Below are 15,882 nucleotides of genomic sequence, written 5' to 3'. Positions count from 1 at the left end.
TTCGGCCCCACTACCGGTCCCACTTTTTATGCCGGATTTAGGTGGACGTCTACAAGCAATGATGGGCAGCCGATGATAAGAAGTCGTTTTATTACAAGGAGATTCGGGGCGCAAGTGGACGTTGACGAACCGTGGCAAACAGCGGGTTCGGCGGACTCCGTCTCCGCCATTTTAATGTCCCACAGCATCTCACACCATCTCGGAACTTTAGGATTTGCCTCGCTTTTCATAGCGCGGTAGTCTCACACGGTCCCATTGTGTCTCACCCAAGCCCAAGCATGTTGAGCGTACGCGAAGACGTTCTGGAGGTATCGGGTGCTGACCGAATTACGCTGCCGTCAGGCCAAGGCAGCGACAAAAGCTACAATCTGTCGGACGCCCGGGGTCTTCACATGTTCGTGACGACGATCGGCTTCCGCGCCTGGCGCTGGAAATGTCGTATCGCCGGGAAGGAAAAGCTGCTCGTGCCGGGCAGCTATCTCGAAGTCAGCTTGGCGCTCCCGCGCGAGCACCGGGAGGCGGCCTCACGGCTTTGAAAGCGGGGACAATCCGAACGTCGACCGCAAGCAAGCCGCAGCGGTTCGGCATATCGAGTATGCAACGACGTTCGAGGCGGTAGCGCTGGAATGGCATGCCCAGCAGCTGTCGAGCTGCATGCGGCGGACGTCTTGAACCGCCTCGAGAAGGATGTTTTTCCGTATATCGGTTCGACGCCAGTCGTAGCGGTGACCTCGCCCAGGGTGCTGCAACTGGTGCGCCGGATCGAGGACCGGGCATCGGTAGAGACCGCGCGTCGCGTTCGGCAGCGCATCTCGGCCGTGTACGGCTTTCCGATACGTCGGGATACGCGACGAGCGATCCGGCTGTATCGATCCGCGGAGCGATGAAGCTGCTTAGCAAGAAGCGGCATCCAGCGTTGCGTCGCGGGAGGAAGCGCGAGCGCTACTGATGGCGGCCGAGGCATCGGTTGCCCATCCCATGACCAAGCTTGCAGCGCGACTGCTCGCCCTGACGGCACTGCGATCGGGCACGCTTTGGACGACCAGCTGGGCCGAGCTGGAGGCCTTGAACAAGGTTGCCGGTTTGGCGCATCCCGGCGGATCGCATGAGATCGAAGGTCGCGCGCAAGCAGGACGGGCGATTCGACGTTCAGGTGCCGCTGTCCAGACAGGCGATGGATGCGCTCCGGGCGGCACGTGCCTTCGCACCGCGTCGGCCGCTGGTGTTTCCAAGCCAGCGGCACGCTCACAAGCCGATCAGCAAGAATGTGATCGGGTATTTCTACAATCGCCTGGCGATCCGGGCACGACATGTCCCGTACGGCTGGCGATCAACCTTCTCGACCGTGATGAACGAACGCGCGCACGCGCTCGGCCGACCGGGCGATCATCGATCTCATGCTCGCGCGCAGCTGACTATGGTTAAAACAGTCGACGTAATATATTCGACAACCGGCGTAGCTCGCTGATATCGCGTTCTAGGACCTTCATATTGCCAGCAACCTCGCGCGGGACACCTGTCCAGTAGTTGCTCCATGTTGAGCCCCCCATCGGACGTAGCTGTCCGGATATCCTCGCCCCGACAGTCGGCAGGTCCCGGCAATCTCGCTGTGTAGCGCGACGATTACATCCGGCCTCGTAGGCGCAGGTCTATGACGACACCTCACACGATGAATGGTGTCCGTCATCGGGAACTGCCTCGCAGCGTTGATGACCGTAGGTAGGACGAGATCGGCCCTGCCGCTTTTGAGCGCTCACTTCCCGCCGCGACGGGTCGCAAAACACATGTTTGTCGTCGCGACATACCCTAAATTCTGGACACTTGCGGCTTGCGCGGTGGCGTACTTGCTCCATGTCCGCACCATTTTCCGAGGTTACCCTGTCAGATTGAGAAAGTGCGCGACAACCTCTGAGGCGGGGTTTTTCGGCAAGGGAGCGGCGGCTGCTATTTGGGCGTGAAATCCAATTTCAGCGAAGTCGCTACCTTGCAGGATGGCTCGTTGCCGAGCCGATTTCGGAAGCCTTGCGAATGGCCAGCTCATGTAGAACCCGACATTCACTGCCGATTGCCGGAACGACGGCTTTGTCCCAATTCAAGCCGTTCCCAGGAGCTAGTTCGACCCGCCGGTGGGCTGACAGGAGCACATGAGCGGAGGTCCGCTTTGGAGAACCGGAGAAAGCACACTTGAATGTCGCCTTCTGGGTTTTCTAACGAGTGACCACATACGGCTTCATAACGGCAAGCTTGCCGAGGAAAGCGTTTTGAGCTGGAAACGTGACACTCTCGCGACGCATGGCGGCCTGGAGGTTTTCGACCAGCGCGTTCATATCCTTGGCCTGGATGCCGAGGTTCTTGTGCGTGGTCGCCATGTCGCGGCCGGTGTAGTGGCAGCCGCCGTTCAACAGAACGCAGAACTGCTCCTTCAGCGTGCGGCGGAGGCGGATCATGTCCTGCCCCTTGAAGATGTCGCCGATCCGCTGATCGGCCTGGCTCGTCGTCACCAGATCGTCGACGATCCGGCCGATCCCGGCCACGCCGTGAAACGCCTCGAGCATGGCAACGCCCTTGAACGGACCGCCGCCGGCATTGGCATCGCTCATCGCATAAGGCGCGACCGGGTCCTCGCCCGGCGGCGCCGGCGCAGTCTGGAGGAGGACGAGCAAGGCAAGCACGAGCATCGGAAACGTCCCCTAAAAGGCGGTCTGGAGCGACAGAAAGCCGCCGCGCTGGCGCTCGGCCGTCGCGATCGATCCCAGGTCGACATAGGCCGCGGTCGCGGTCAGGTTCTTGTTGATCGCATAGGCGGCATAGGCGGTCTTCCAGTCACTCTCCTTGTCGAACCCGAGATTGTCCGGTTTCGACCGGTATTCGCCGCCGACGACCAACTGGCGCGAGATTTGATAGCCGAGCGTGCTCTCGACCTGGACGGTGCGATGTGCGCCGCGATCGCCGCCGAACCCGAGCAGGCCGTTCTGGTTGGCCTTGGTGTAGCGGATCGTGGTGCCGAGCAGAATGCTCTGCCGCAACAGGAGCTTGGTGGCAGCTACGTAGATATCGGTACCGCTGGCGTGGCGTCCACCGACTGCGGCGACGATCTGCGGATCGAGATTGTGCTTGTACTGCACGCCGATCGCGATCTGCGGCAGGTAGGCGCTGCCATAGACGGCATCGCCAGCGACCCGCAGCTTGGCACCGAACACGTCCTGGTTGAGCGTATAACCGCGGCCGATACCGAGCTTTGCACCGACGTCGCGCGTGTCGAGATTCTGTCGGGCGTAGCTCAGTTCCAGTCGGTCGTGGACTCCGATAGCAGCGCCGTGGCTCTCCCATCGATAGTCCGGCAGCAGGATAACCGAGACATGCGCGGACCCGCCGATTCCGTCGACGGTCTCGTTGCCGGCGATCAGCGCCCAGGTGGAGATGCCCCCGCCCGAACTGCCCTCGATCGTGGTAACGCCGTTGGTCAGCATCAGCTTACCACCTGCGCGACCTTCGCGCGCTGCGGCGGGGGACGCTGTCAAGACGGCGATCGCCATTACGAGCTTGGCGATGCATCCCGCGACGGTCGATGGCATGCGAATCATCCGGTATCTCATGGAGACCATTGGTTAAATCTCGGTTTCCCTAGCCAGGTTTTCCACGCGGAGCCGGGGCGAAAAAGACATGAGCGGCATTTACGGGTTGGCAATCTTCCGACCGTTAGAAGTCGTGTCATGTACGCATCCGTCCTCCGCCTGAGTTCGATGATCGTCGCGTTTGCGCTGCCCATGGCCGCGCATGCCGCCACGGTGGCGATCGATGTCCGTGGCTTCGACGGCAAGCCACTGCCGGGCGCGGTGGTCACGATCGAGACGCCCAAGGCGCCGGGGGTGACGGTGCGCGGGCCGTACATGATCGAACAGCGCGACATCGCGTTTCAGCCGCACGTGCTGATCGTCCCGGTCGGCGCGACGGTCGGCTTCCCCAATCGCGACCGGGTGCGTCACCACGTCTATTCGTTTTCGAAGGTCAAGAAGTTCGACTTGAAACTCTACGGGCAGGAGGACGCGCGGACTGTCCTGTTCGACCGTCCGGGCGTGGTCCCGCTCGGCTGCAACATCCATGACTCGATGAGCGGGTTCGTGTTCGTGACTGCCACCCCGTTTGCCGCGCTGACCGACCAGGCGGGGCATGTCAGCATCACCGGCGTGCCGGCAGGGACAGGTACGGTCCGCGTCTGGCACCCCTCGATCCGCGCGCCGGACAGCACCGCCTCGCAGCCGATCGACGTCGCCGCCGCGGGCTTTGCCACGACCTTCGTGCTGCACCGGTGATGCGTCTTCGCGCGCCGCGATTCCGCCATCTCCGGACCAAGCTGTCGGTGCTGTACGCGAGCCTGTTCGCGGTAACGATGGTGCTGCTCGCGATCGTCGCGCAGGCGATGATCTGGACGCACGCGCGCGAGTCCGTGCGCCAGGAACTTATCGCCAGCGGCAGCGTCTACGACCGGGTCTGGACGCTCAGGTCGCAGTCGCTGATCGCGTCGGCCGACCTGCTATCGCGAGATTTCGGATTCCGCGCTGCGGTGGCCAGTGGGGATCGGCCGACGATCACATCCGCGCTCGCCAATATCAGCCACCGGGCCGAGGTTACCGCCGCGTTCGTGGTCGATCAGGACGGCCGGGTTACCGGCCCGTCGGGCGCGCTTGCGGCGACGGTCGCTCGGTTTCCCTTCGCGGTTCCGGGCGACCGGCGCGACGCGGTCGTGGTGGTGGCGGGGCAGGTATACCGACTGATCCTGTCGCCGGTGATGGCGCCGGCACAGGTCGGCTGGGTCGTCTTCGCGGTGCGACTCGACGGCACGGAGATGCATGCGCTCGAACGGCTGTCCGCGATCCCGCTGATCGCGACGATCATGCGCAGCGACGGCGCAGGCCGCTGGCATGCAGCGGACCGGTCGATCGGGTCCGATCCCGCCGTCGATCGCCTGGTCGGCGCATCGCAGTCGACCCGGACGCTCGCCATGCTAAATCTCTCGACCGGCCGCGCTTTCGCGATCGCCAAGCCGCTGGCCGGTCTGACGCGTCGACCGCAGGCGGCGATCCTGATCCGCTATCCGCTCAACGCTGCGCTGACTCCGTATCTGCCGTTGCAGGCGGGTATCGCGCTCGCCGGGCTGGCCGGGCTGATCCTCGTCGTGCTGGGCAGCCGGCGGCTGGCGCTGGGGATCGCCGGACCGATCGCGGCGCTGGACGCCGCGGCGCGAGCGCTGGAGGAGGGGAGCCGCGCGCATATCGTCGTGAAGGGGCGCGACGAGATCAGCAGGCTCGCCGCGAGCTTCGACCGGATGTCGGCCGGCATTCTCGAACGCGAGAACCGGATCACCCATCTCGCGTTCCACGATGTCCTCACCGGCCTGCCGAACCGCACCTTTTTTCGCCAGTCGCTCGACCAGGCGATCCTCCAGGTCGGGCGCACCGGCGGGGGGATCGCGGTGCTGTGTCTCGATCTCGATCGCTTCAAGGGCGTGAACGACACGCTCGGCCATCCGGTCGGCGATGCGTTGCTGAAGGCGATCGGCACGATGTTGAGCGAGGTCGCACCCGACGGGTTGGTCTCGCGGCTCGGCGGCGACGAATATGCGGTGATCCTGTCGGGCCAGTTCGATGCCGATCGCCCGCGCGTCCTTGCACAGAGCATCCTCGATATGATGCGCCAGCCGGTCGTGGCCGATGGCCACCAGATCGCGACCGCGGTCAGCATCGGCATCGCGATTGGCCCGATCGACGGTGAGGACGCCGATGCACTGCTCAAGAATGCGGATCTCGCGCTGTATCTTGCGAAAGAAGACGGTCGCGGCGTATTCCGGTTTTTCGAACCCGCGCTCGACGCCGCGGCACGCTGGCGTCGGCAGGTCGAACTCGACCTTCGCGAGGCGATCCAGGCAGGCCAGTTCGTGCTCAACTACCAGCCGGTGTTCGACCTGAAGGCGGACCGGATCGGCGGCTTCGAAGCGCTCGTGCGCTGGCATCATCCGGAACGCGGCATCGTTCCTCCGGCCGAATTCATCCCGATCGCCGAGGATACCGGGCTGATCATCGCGATCGGCGAATGGGTGATGCAGGAGGCCTGTCGACAGGCGATGCACTGGCCCGAGCATATCCGCGTCGCGGTCAATGTTTCGCCGCTGCAGTTCCGCAACAGCGGGTTGCAGGCGATCATTCTCCAGGCGCTCGCACATAGTGGCTTGGCACCCGACAGGCTCGAGATCGAGATCACGGAATCGGTCTTCCTCGACGGCGAGGGCCCGGTGATCGCATTGCTGCACACGCTGCGCGCGATGGGCATCCGCGTCGCGCTCGACGATTTCGGCACCGGCTATTCGTCACTCAGCTACCTGCGCAGCTTTCCGTTCGACAAGATCAAGATCGACCGCTCGTTCATCACCAGCATCGCCACCGATCCGAGCGCCGCGGCGATCGTCCGCGCAATCGTCGATCTGGCGACCGCGCTGAACATGGAAACGACCGCCGAGGGCGTCGAGGATACCGGGCAGCTCGACCTGCTGCGGGGTGAGGGCTGCGGTAACATACAGGGCTATCTATTCAGTCGCCCGGTCGAGAGTAGCCGTATCGCCGGGCTGCTCGACAATAAATTCAGCCAGGCAGCCTAGCGGGTGGAAGAGCGAGCAGTGCGTCCAGGCGGCGCGCGGTGCCTGACGATGGTTGGATAAGCGACCGTAAGCGATGACGACCAACGCCCTCATGAATTGTAAGGGCTGCTCGCTGTCCATCCTTTCTCAACCGTACATACCGATGATCCGGGGCGCCGAATTCGACCTCTCAGCACAATGAACGGACGGCCGCAGTTGGGGCCGGGGAATAGCGCCTAAACGTCCGCAATTGGGTCATCTCGCCAACTAAAAAAACCGACCTGTTACGGAAGGGCTGGTCGGCAGCCGCGCGCCCATTCGTTTCCTTCGAGGATCATTGGCGGAAGGCCCAATACGGTTGTGACTCGCAGCATTTACTCCCGCCGCGCGATCTTCCGTTCGTCTTCGGTTCGAGGAGCCGCAGACCGACTTACCAAGGGACCTCATCGTGTTCGAAAAAGAAGCGTCCCGTTGGCCCGTCGGCAGGCTGCGTCGCAAGCCAGACGATTCCGGTAGCTGCCTGCTCCACCGTCCGATAGCCGGAATGTCCGTTGAAATCGGTCGCGGTGTACCCCGGGTCCGCCGCGTTTACGCGAATGCCGTCAGCCGCGATCTCTTTAGCGAAGGACACGGTCACGGCGTTTAGCGCGGACTTCGAGCTGTTATAGCCAAGGATATTGATCCCATAGAATTGATTGGTGGGCTCTGAAAGCCAGCCGAGCGAGCCCAGCCCGCTGCTGACCATGACGACGCTGGCCGCCTTGCCCTTCTTAAGCAGCGGTAGGAAGGCCTGTGTTACGCGTATCGGGCCGAACACGTTGGTCTCATAGACCTCGCGGATTTCGTCGACCGGTTGCAGACTGGGTGCAATGGCCGGGCCTCCTGGGATGCCGGCATTGTTGATCAAGATGTCGAGCGCACCATCCTCCTCCAGGACGCGCGCAGCGGCGTCTTGCACGCTGGCATCGCTAGCGACGTCGATCACGAGCAGCCGAACATCGAGCCCGTCCGCCTGCAATAGATCGACCGCCGCACTACCGCGTTCGCTGTTGCGACACCCGAGCCAAACCCTGAATCCCAAATGACCGAGCTGGCGGGCGGTTTCGTAGCCGATGCTCTTGTTGGCTCCGGTGATGAGAACGGTCTTTCCAGTCATATATCGCTCCTGCGGATCGAGGTTGCGGGACGTTCTCGCTGGAACGTCGACGTTCGCTTGATGCCCCGTTCGCCACGCTTTGATAATCTGCGCCGGACCGGATAGGCTGATCGCTATGGCGAACAATCCCGACGCAATGCGGCTCGACGATCTGGCGATATTGCTCGCGGTCGTGGAGGCGAGGGGCTTCCGTGCGGCATCGACACGCCTCGGCCTTTCGCCCTCCACCGTCAGCGACAAGGTCGCCCAGCTCGAACGACAGCTTGGCGTACCGCTGCTGACCCGAACGACGCGCAGCGTCATGCCGACCGCGGCGGGCAAGGCGCTTGTCGGTCGGCTGTCGCCGCTTTTCAGCGAAGCACGGGCCGCATTGCAGGACGCCGCGAATTCTCAACGAGAGGTACGCGGGCGGCTGACGCTGAACGTTGCCGGCGCGGTTATGGTCGACATACTTCCTCCGCTGATCGACCGCTATCTCGCGCTGCATCCGCACGTGCGGGTCGAGATCATGGTCGAAGATCGTCTTGTCGACATCACGGCCGCAGGGTGCGATGCGGGCATACGTTACGGCGAGCATCTGGCGCTAGACATGATCGCGGTGCCGATCGGTCCGCCGTTCCAGCGATTGGCCTACGCCGCGGCACCAGCCTATCTCGCGCGCCGCGGCGTCCCGAGTACGCCGCGTGACGTACTCGACCATGACACGATCCGACTCCGCTTCTCGAGCGGGGCGATCGTGGAATGGGAGTTCGAGCGCGGCGGCGAAACCATAACTATCGATCCCCCGGCGCGGCTGATTATCGGCGTCGATGCCGCGGCCGCAGCTATTGAGTCCGCAGGGGCCGGAGGCGGCGTGATCGGAACCTTCGAAAACTGGTTGGAGCCATATTTCAGATCCGGTGTGCTCCAACCGGTGCTTCCCGAATGGTGGTCGCGGTTCGAAGGGCCAAGGCTCTATTTCTCAAAGCGTTTCATGCCCGCACCCTTGCGCGCCTTTGTCGACCTCATCGCGGACCAACGCTCGACTAGCCTCGCCATCAACGAGGATGCTACCGGGATTGGTCCGCGATAGGCCAATGCGAGCCTGAATGGTTATGTGAACAAGTGACTGTTTATGGAGGCCCGCAAGGCAGCATGAATGTCGCGTTCTGGGTCGTTGAGATCACAAACTGACCGTAGGCCTGCGTCAGATCCAGCTGTCAGCTCGGCTTGCAACACCGTCCAGTTTGATTTCGTTCGTCTTCCACGCAGCGGTTAGGCACGCTTCGGGCGAACCCAACCATCGCGCTCAACAAAGATTGCCTGCATTTCCGCCATATTCTCGGTACCCCAAACGCATAATGGCTCAAGTGCCAGAGCAAGGCTCTGGCCAAGCTGCGTCAGCGTGTAGTCGACGCGTGGCGGCACCTCCTTATAGTCGTTCCTGCGTAATACGCCGTCCGCTTCCAAATCCTTCAAATGCTGGATTAGCACCTTGTCGCTGACGTCGCGCACCGCGCGCTTGAGTTCACCGTAGCGCGTCGGTCCACGCAATAGGAAATACAGGATGAGCGGCTTCCATTTACCCGAAATGATCTTGAGCGTCGCATCGAGGCCACAGGTGAAGGCGGGCGCAATTGGAGGGGTATCCGCAATGGCAGGTCGGAGGGCATCGGACATAATCTATACTTACCAAAAGGTGCATACTTGCCCCTAGGTAGGTCCAACGCCAGCTGCATACAATCAAAACTGGAGGCATGCATGAACCGACTAGAAGGCAAAACCGCGATCATCACCGGGGGCGGCACGGGCATCGGCCTAGCTTCGGCAAAGCGCTTCATCGAGGAAGGGGCGTTCGTCTACATCTTCGGCCGGAGACAGGAGAAACTGGACGCGGCAGTGGCCACCCTAGGCGCGAATGCACGTGCGGTGGCAGGATCGGTCACCGATGCCGACGATCTCGATCGACTGTTCGATACGGTGAAGCAGGAGCGTGGCGCGCTCGATATCCTGTTCGCCAATGCTGGGACCGGCGCCCTGGTGCCGCTCACCGAGATCACGTCCGAGCATTATGACGAAACCTTCGACATCAATGTGAAGGGCATGATCTTCACGGTGCAGAAGGGCTTGAAGCTGATGGGCCAGGGTGGTTCGATCATCCTTACCGGCTCGAGCACCGGCGTGATGGGAACGCCGGCGTTCAGCATCTACAGCGCTTCGAAGGCTGCTGTTCGTAACCTCGCGCGCAGCTGGGCGCAGGATCTGCGTGGTACCGGTATTCGCGTCAATGTCCTGTCGCCTGGACCAACGCTGACCGAACTGGCCGCTGAAGTCGTCGGTCGCGACGCAATGATCGAGATGGGGTCTACCACCCCGATCGGACATGTCGGCGATCCGTCCGAAGTCGCTGCAGCCGCGGCGTTCCTCGCATCGTCGGATAGCAGCTTCATGACAGGCAGCGAGCTGTTCACCGATGGAGGCCTGGCTCAAATTTGACGAACTAAGCCAGCGGGCGAACAGGTCCGCTGGCTTTAGAACGGAGTATTGGTCCATCTGACAAACTTAGATTCGAACCCAAATGTGGATGTGCGCCTCGCCCGCGATAACCTTGCCATCAAGCACGATCACGCCCCAGCGGCGAGGTCGAGGGATCGGAACCCTTCGATCGTGCGGTCGCGATCGCTTCGCCAGGCCTCGTCGCCTTGCGGTGTCATAGGAACGATCGGAAGAGTCCCCATCTACCGCGTCATGACCAATACCATTCTTCATCTTGGGCTGATGGAAGACGGGGAGATCGAGCTCGATCTGGCCGCCCTCGAACTCGCAGCGCTCGATCACCCCGGTGTCGATCTCGATGAATATCTCGACGAGCTTACCGACATGGAAATAGCTCTACGCGCCGCTGACGGCGACGCAGTGAGCAGCGCTGCTCAGGCCCAAGCCCTGAGCAGCGTGATGGTTGAAGAGTTCGGATTCTCCGGCGACCGCACGCACTACGACGATCCCCAGAATGCGGACCTGATTGCTGTCGTCGACCGCCGGCTCGGCCTGCCGATTAGTCTCTCGATCCTCTATGCGGCGATGGCACGACGTCTCGGATGGTCGGCGATGCCGCTCAATACCCCCGGCCACGTCCTGGTGCGCCTTGGCGACGCATCGGATCCGCTGATCATCGATCCCTTCAATGACGGTCGCATCGTCGCCCCTGAACAGGTTGAGGCTTTGTTGGAGCAGATGACAGGGCAAGCCCGGCCTTCCGACGGGATGCTTCCCCTGTCGAACCGATCGGCACTCGTTCGACTGCTGCTCAACCAGGCGAACCGTGCCGAGCAGGCTGGCGATCCCGCACGCACGCTGGTCCTGTATGACCGCATGACGATCGTTGCGCCTACCCACGCCCATGGTTGGTGGGAGCGAGCGAGACTTCAGCTGGTTGCAGGAGACGTGGCCGGCGCCCGCAGCAGCCTCAGCGCGATGCTGGAGATTACCCGGGACGACGATCTGCGCCTGCAGGTATCCGCAGCGCTCGATGCCCTTCCCCGGCCAACGCCGTCTTGAACGTCGCGGTGGAATAACCCTTGCCGTGGCGGCTTATTCCAAGCGCGTCCACCGTCGCTCATGCCAGGCCCGGGACTGAACCGTATCTCCGAACCGCCAGAACCGGGTTTCCCGCGCATGCGGAGCGGCTCGAACCAGTGTCCAGCACTCGCCGGTTGGCAACTCGACGATGCGGTGAATGTGCGTGGCATCGACATGGTAGGTTTCGCCAGGAAGCCGGTGAACGAGTTCGCTGTGCCAACCGCCGTTCGGATCCAGGTGGAACACCTCTTCGACATAGCCGCCATGGAGGATCTCGGTATCGAAACTCCAGGGGTGATCGTGCGGCGTGGCGTGCGGCTCTTCCATCTTGAACCGGTGCAGCGCGCTTCCGTCATCCAGATGGTACTTGGTGAAAGCCCGCGACATCCGCTCGACGCTGACGATCCGCGTGCCGTCGGGAACGCGGGCAACGGCTGCTCGAGGTAATCGCATACTCAAGGTTCAGACACCTCTTCATAACAGCCGGCACGGCGTAGCTGGCGGATGATCCCGTTGAACGCCTCGGTCACCCCCTGTGCCCCGCCGATCTCGTTTCCTGCCGGGCCGCATCCCAGCAGAGTTCGAGTCCAGCGTTCCGGGCAGTGCGGCAGCAGGCAGTGCAGCGCCAACCGGATCTCGACGACATCGGCGCGCCTGTCCGAGCAACGCCACACGCCTGCGCAAGATATGCACCGACAGCGCGATGACAACGCGCTGATGGCTTTCAAGCTTGTCGAGCTCAAAACCTGCGTAGGTCGCGAAGAGACGCGTCCGCCTTGAACTGGCGGCTCCGCCATTTTAGTGTCCCACAGCATTTCACACCATCTCGGAACTCGATGATTTGTCTCGCTTTTCGTAGCGCGGTCGTCTCACGCGGTCCCATAGTTTCTCAGCCAAGCGCATGGTTGTTGGGGATACGCTGAAGACGTTTTGGGGGGCGGTGCTAACCGAATTATGCTGCCGACAGGCCAAGGCGGCGGAGAAGAGCTACAAGTTGTCCGATGCCCCGGGGCTTCACATGTTCGTGACGACCACCGGCTTCCGTTTCTGGCGCGGTCCGGCCGACTTATATTAACAAGGGTGATCCAGAAGAGCCACGCGCCAAGATGAGTGAGATTACTCCCGGAAGTGTCCGCGTATGAACGTCTTGACCGATCACGCCGAACTTGATGGCCATGACCAGCTGGCAGCCCTGGTGGCAGCCGATATTCGCCCGCCGATCCACGAGACGCTGGATATCGTTTTGGTCGAACTTGAGCGTGGCCGTGTGGTGTTCGAGGGTTCTCCGTCGGGCAAGGTCTACAACCCGATCGGATCGGTGCAAGGCGGCTATGCGGCGACGTTGCTCGGCAGCGCCTGCGGCGCCGCGGTCCATTCCAGCCTGCCGGTGGGTCAGGGTTTTACGACATTGGAACTCAAGGTGTCGTATCATCGGGCGCTGAGCGAGGCGAGCGGACCAGTGCGTGCCGAGGGCAAGATGATTTCCTTAGGGCGCCGCGCTGCTTTTTCCGAAGCTAGACTGCTGGATGCACAGGGTCGACTATGTGCGTCCGCGACATCGACCCTCCTGATTTCCCGATGACAGCTCCCGCAGCGTGAACCAATCGAGCGTGGGCCAGCTGTGCCAGTATTCGACTTTAGCCGGCCTGCCGCATTCGAAAGCAGCCGTTCACGTTCGGGCCATCGTTCGATGACAATGATCGGCAACCATCCATTCGAGGCGTTGGAAACAGCATGACCATCAAGCCTATCGCGGTCGTCTTCGCCGCAGCTCTGGCACTTTCAATTGCGGCCCCTGCAATGGCCGTGGGCGATCTTCCAGGTAAGCTCAGTCAACGACAGGCGGCAGCGATATACAAAAAAATCCGCCCCCTACTCGCGGCTGAGGGTGCGACCTGTCCGGCCGGTCAAACGGTGGAGACAGGTATCGTGACAGGCGGTTCAAGCCCTTCCGGTGGTTCTCAGACAACAACGATCATGTTCAATCGTGGCGGGAAGGTCGTTATCAACCGCACGTGGGATTCAAACGTCGGCAAAAAGCTGACGATATCAACGAAGATCGATTGTTCATGAGCATGGAGCCGAGCAGGCGGCGTTGATGTCCCCATCCCTCGATTCGCTGTATAACCCCTCCGCCACAACCACGCTTTTCTGCGGCTTTCGGCTCGGGCCGCACCCCTATTTCGCGATGCTGGACGGTGAAACGATTGGGCATGGACAGACCTTCGATCGGTGCGGGGATCAAGAGCGCGGGCGACGCGCGGCGCGATGCGCCCGCGCCTCGCGCAGGGTCGCGTTCGGGGTAAGGCCGGTCGCCGGCACCTTCGGCACGGCGACGCGCTGCGACAGGTAGATGCCGTTGTGACCCGAGCAGAGGTAGGCGACGAAGCAGGCCACCGCGATCGGCACCGCATAGGCAGCGCCGAACAGCTCGATGCCCATGAAAGTGCAGGCGAGCGGTGTATTGGCGGCCCCAGCGAAGAGCGCGACGAACCCGATCGCTGCGAATACGTCGGTCGGCACGCCGAACATAGGGGCAAGCGCATGGCCGAGCGCCGCGCCGATGAAGAACAGCGGCGTGACCTCGCCGCCCTTGAAGCCGGCACTGAGCGTGACGACGGTGAACAGCAGTTTGAGCGCCCAACTCCAAGGATGCGTCTCAGGGCCGAAGAAGCTGGCGAGGGTGAGGCCGTCAGGTGTCGCCGCCAGCGTGCCGAGACCGAGATAGTCGCGCGTGCCGAACAGGTGGACGAGCGCAATGACTGCGATCCCGCCAAGGACCGGGCGCAGCGGGCCATAGGGAACGATCCGCTTGAGCCACCCACCCAGCGCATGATTGGCTTCCGCGAAGACGAGACCGACCAACCCGAACGCCACCCCGGCGATGCCGGCTTTGGCGACGAGCAGCGCATCGACCGGCATCAGCGTGGCGATCCGGTACACCCCGTGATGAATGCCCCATGCGAGGCACGTCCAGTCGCCGACCAGCGCCGCGACGAGACACGGCACCAGCGCGCGATATTCGACGCGCCCGATCGCCAGCACCTCCAGCGCGAATACCGCGCCCGCGATCGGCGTGCCGAACACCGCGCCGAACCCGGCCGCGATTCCGCCCATCAGCAGGATGCGGGTGCCGTCCGCATCGAGCTTGAGCGCGCGACCAACGCCGCTGGCGAGACTGCCGCCCAACTGGACGGCGGTGCCTTCGCGTCCGGCCGAACCGCCGAACAGATGCGTCACCACCGTGCCAAGGAAGATGAGCGGTGCCATCCGCAACGGCACCCCGCCGCCCGGTTCGTGGATTTGCTCGACAATGAGGTTGTTGCCGCCCTCCACCGAGCGGCCGGTCAGATGGTACAGCAGCCCTACCACGAAGCCGCCTACCGGCAGCAGGTAGAGCAGCCACGGCGATGCGAACCGCAGGCGTGTAACCGCATCGAGGCTCCACAGAAACGCAGCGCAGAGCGTACCAACGAGTGCGGCCATCGGCACCAGAATAAGCGCCCAGCGCATGACCGACACGGCATGATCGTGACGATTGCGGACAAACGCCGCCACGTTCAGGTCGTTATAGAGATTGCGAAACGTCGCGTGCACGATTCCTCCTAGCTGCCTTGCGGCGCATGGTAGGAATCATCGGCCCTTGCGAGGGCGGTTCGGCCGAATAGCCTGGCGGAAATCCATCGCCGTTGCGGCGTATATGTCGTCTGAGGGTAATCTCGTCAACGGCCGGTTTCGGTCAGATTTGCCGTTTCACCATCCTGGGTGGGAGCGGGCGTTGGCGCGACGTCGATATTGGCGCAGGTTCACTGGATGCCCCAGCGCTTAAACCTGACCGCCCTCCTCGTCGACGACTATGACACCGCTCTCGCCTTCTTCGTCGGCAAGCTTGGCTTCGAGTTGCGTGAAGATACCGCGCTGGCAGATGACAAACGATGGGTGGTGGTCGCACCGTACGGCGCGGCGAGCGGACTGCTACTGGCGAGGGCGGTCGGCGACCGGCAACGTCGGGCAATCGGCGATCAAAGCGGCGGGCGCGTGTTCCTGTTTCTCGAAACAGACGACTTCACCCGTGACTACCTCGCCTACACGGAGCAGGGTATCCGCTTCGTCGAGGCGCCTCGCCATGAGCCATACGGCACCGTGGCCGTCTTCGAAGACCTCTACGGCAACCGATGGGATCTGATCGAACCTTTCACCCGGCAAGCGACGATCTCTGCGCACCTACCCAGATGAGCGACAATGACGTCCAGTTCGGTAACCTGCGCGGTGGTCGGCAGGAGGATCGCACCAAGTTCGACGGAGGCATCGTCCTCGGCCATCGTCTCGATCTCGCGCGTCGGATAGTGTTGCAACTCGCGCTCGTTGCAGAGAATGTCGCGTGCCATCGCGACCTGCTCGACGGGAAACACGATGTGGACGCGGTACAGCGCTTCGGTCTTGCCCCTGTCCCGTCGTCCGGAGGCCGAGATCGACGAAAGCTGCCGGCCCTACGGACGTTGATACGAAGCCCCGCGTGCCCAGTACGAAGGCCGTC

At 62.6% G+C, this 15,882-nt stretch carries 18 protein-coding genes and 1 riboswitch; of the genes, 11 read left to right on the top strand and 7 right to left on the bottom strand.

Going from position 1 to position 15,882, the window contains the following annotated elements; all coding sequences use genetic code 11:
- Positions 1-278: 278 nt before the first annotated feature.
- The 3 genes from ASG20_RS19690 (at position 279) to ASG20_RS12265 (ending at position 1,468) form a co-directional block, all read left to right on the top strand.
- On the top strand, positions 279-536 hold the full coding sequence (locus ASG20_RS19690; RefSeq protein WP_168371628.1) for an Arm DNA-binding domain-containing protein: 258 nt from the start codon (positions 279-281) through the stop codon (positions 534-536).
- 90 nt (positions 537-626) lie between these two features.
- Complete coding sequence (locus ASG20_RS20155) at positions 627-887, top strand: phage integrase central domain-containing protein (RefSeq protein WP_443025932.1); 261 nt, start codon at positions 627-629, stop codon at positions 885-887.
- A 218-nt stretch (positions 888-1,105) separates the two neighbouring features.
- Positions 1,106-1,468 (top strand): hypothetical protein, encoded by a 363-nt coding sequence (locus ASG20_RS12265; protein ID WP_056052591.1) that lies wholly within the window; start codon positions 1,106-1,108, stop codon positions 1,466-1,468.
- Between the two features lie 739 nt (positions 1,469-2,207).
- Here the strand turns inward: ASG20_RS12265 and ASG20_RS12260 are convergent.
- Together ASG20_RS12260 and ASG20_RS12255 are read right to left on the bottom strand one after the other, a co-directional pair.
- A complete protein-coding gene (locus ASG20_RS12260; RefSeq protein WP_056052588.1) occupies positions 2,208-2,678 on the bottom strand; it encodes a group I truncated hemoglobin in 471 nt (156 codons plus the stop codon).
- A gap of 12 nt (positions 2,679-2,690) precedes the next feature.
- Complete coding sequence (locus ASG20_RS12255) at positions 2,691-3,575, bottom strand: DUF3034 family protein (protein WP_156364270.1); 885 nt, start codon at positions 3,573-3,575, stop codon at positions 2,691-2,693.
- A gap of 138 nt (positions 3,576-3,713) precedes the next feature.
- Here ASG20_RS12255 and ASG20_RS12250 point away from each other — a divergent pair, with 138 nt between their 5' ends.
- Complete coding sequence (locus ASG20_RS12250; protein ID WP_056052582.1) at positions 3,714-4,313, top strand: hypothetical protein; 600 nt, start codon at positions 3,714-3,716, stop codon at positions 4,311-4,313.
- Positions 4,313-6,652, top strand: a complete 2,340-nt coding sequence (locus tag ASG20_RS12245) for a putative bifunctional diguanylate cyclase/phosphodiesterase (protein ID WP_082470922.1) — start codon at positions 4,313-4,315, stop codon at positions 6,650-6,652. The genes ASG20_RS12250 and ASG20_RS12245 overlap by 1 nt, the downstream gene beginning before the upstream one ends.
- A 409-nt stretch (positions 6,653-7,061) precedes the next feature.
- Here the strand turns inward: ASG20_RS12245 and ASG20_RS12240 are convergent, their stop codons facing one another.
- Complete coding sequence (locus ASG20_RS12240; RefSeq protein WP_056052579.1) at positions 7,062-7,787, bottom strand: SDR family oxidoreductase; 726 nt, start codon at positions 7,785-7,787, stop codon at positions 7,062-7,064.
- Between the two features lie 136 nt (positions 7,788-7,923).
- On the opposite strand from ASG20_RS12240, the gene ASG20_RS12235 reads away from it, so the two are divergent.
- Positions 7,924-8,859, top strand: a complete 936-nt coding sequence (locus ASG20_RS12235) for a LysR family transcriptional regulator (protein ID WP_201780722.1) — start codon at positions 7,924-7,926, stop codon at positions 8,857-8,859.
- Between the two features lie 182 nt (positions 8,860-9,041).
- Here ASG20_RS12235 and ASG20_RS12230 read toward each other — a convergent pair whose 3' ends face one another.
- Positions 9,042-9,446 carry a winged helix-turn-helix transcriptional regulator gene (locus ASG20_RS12230; RefSeq protein ID WP_056052573.1) on the bottom strand — a complete coding sequence of 135 codons (405 nt, stop codon included), beginning with the start codon at positions 9,444-9,446 and terminating at the stop codon, positions 9,042-9,044.
- 81 nt (positions 9,447-9,527) lie between these two features.
- Here ASG20_RS12230 and ASG20_RS12225 point away from each other — a divergent pair, with 81 nt between their 5' ends.
- Positions 9,528-10,262 carry an SDR family NAD(P)-dependent oxidoreductase gene (locus ASG20_RS12225; protein WP_056052570.1) on the top strand — a complete coding sequence of 245 codons (735 nt, stop codon included), beginning with the start codon at positions 9,528-9,530 and terminating at the stop codon, positions 10,260-10,262.
- 252 nt (positions 10,263-10,514) lie between these two features.
- Positions 10,515-11,324 carry a SirB1 family protein gene (locus tag ASG20_RS12220; RefSeq protein WP_056052567.1) on the top strand — a complete coding sequence of 270 codons (810 nt, stop codon included), beginning with the start codon at positions 10,515-10,517 and terminating at the stop codon, positions 11,322-11,324.
- A 33-nt stretch (positions 11,325-11,357) separates the two neighbouring features.
- On the opposite strand, the gene ASG20_RS12215 is transcribed toward ASG20_RS12220, so the two are convergent.
- Positions 11,358-11,732 carry a hypothetical protein gene (locus tag ASG20_RS12215; RefSeq protein ID WP_056052564.1) on the bottom strand — a complete coding sequence of 125 codons (375 nt, stop codon included), beginning with the start codon at positions 11,730-11,732 and terminating at the stop codon, positions 11,358-11,360.
- Between the two features lie 760 nt (positions 11,733-12,492).
- Here ASG20_RS12215 and ASG20_RS12210 point away from each other — a divergent pair.
- Together ASG20_RS12210 and ASG20_RS19415 are read left to right on the top strand one after the other, a co-directional pair.
- A complete protein-coding gene (locus ASG20_RS12210; RefSeq protein ID WP_231420706.1) occupies positions 12,493-12,927 on the top strand; it encodes a PaaI family thioesterase in 435 nt (144 codons plus the stop codon).
- A gap of 152 nt (positions 12,928-13,079) precedes the next feature.
- Complete coding sequence (locus ASG20_RS19415) at positions 13,080-13,418, top strand: hypothetical protein (protein ID WP_156364268.1); 339 nt, start codon at positions 13,080-13,082, stop codon at positions 13,416-13,418.
- A gap of 168 nt (positions 13,419-13,586) precedes the next feature.
- Here ASG20_RS19415 and ASG20_RS12205 read toward each other — a convergent pair whose 3' ends face one another.
- On the bottom strand, positions 13,587-14,942 hold the full coding sequence (locus ASG20_RS12205) for a voltage-gated chloride channel family protein (RefSeq protein WP_056052557.1): 1,356 nt from the start codon (positions 14,940-14,942) through the stop codon (positions 13,587-13,589).
- A 23-nt stretch (positions 14,943-14,965) separates the two neighbouring features.
- A riboswitch (Fluoride riboswitch) is annotated at positions 14,966-15,042 on the bottom strand.
- Between the two features lie 116 nt (positions 15,043-15,158).
- On the opposite strand from ASG20_RS12205, the gene ASG20_RS12200 reads away from it, so the two are divergent.
- Positions 15,159-15,581 (top strand): VOC family protein, encoded by a 423-nt coding sequence (locus ASG20_RS12200; protein ID WP_056052555.1) that lies wholly within the window; start codon positions 15,159-15,161, stop codon positions 15,579-15,581.
- Here the strand turns inward: ASG20_RS12200 and ASG20_RS20150 are convergent.
- Positions 15,509-15,733, bottom strand: coding sequence for a hypothetical protein (locus ASG20_RS20150; RefSeq protein ID WP_443025931.1), 225 nt, complete (start codon positions 15,731-15,733; stop codon positions 15,509-15,511). The genes ASG20_RS12200 and ASG20_RS20150 overlap by 73 nt on opposite strands.
- Positions 15,734-15,882 lie beyond the last annotated feature (149 nt).

Origin of the sequence: Sphingomonas sp. Leaf198, from assembly GCF_001424005.1 — a bacterium.
Classification (GTDB): domain Bacteria; phylum Pseudomonadota; class Alphaproteobacteria; order Sphingomonadales; family Sphingomonadaceae; genus Sphingomonas.
This window is presented reverse-complemented; position numbering and strand designations above follow the sequence as displayed.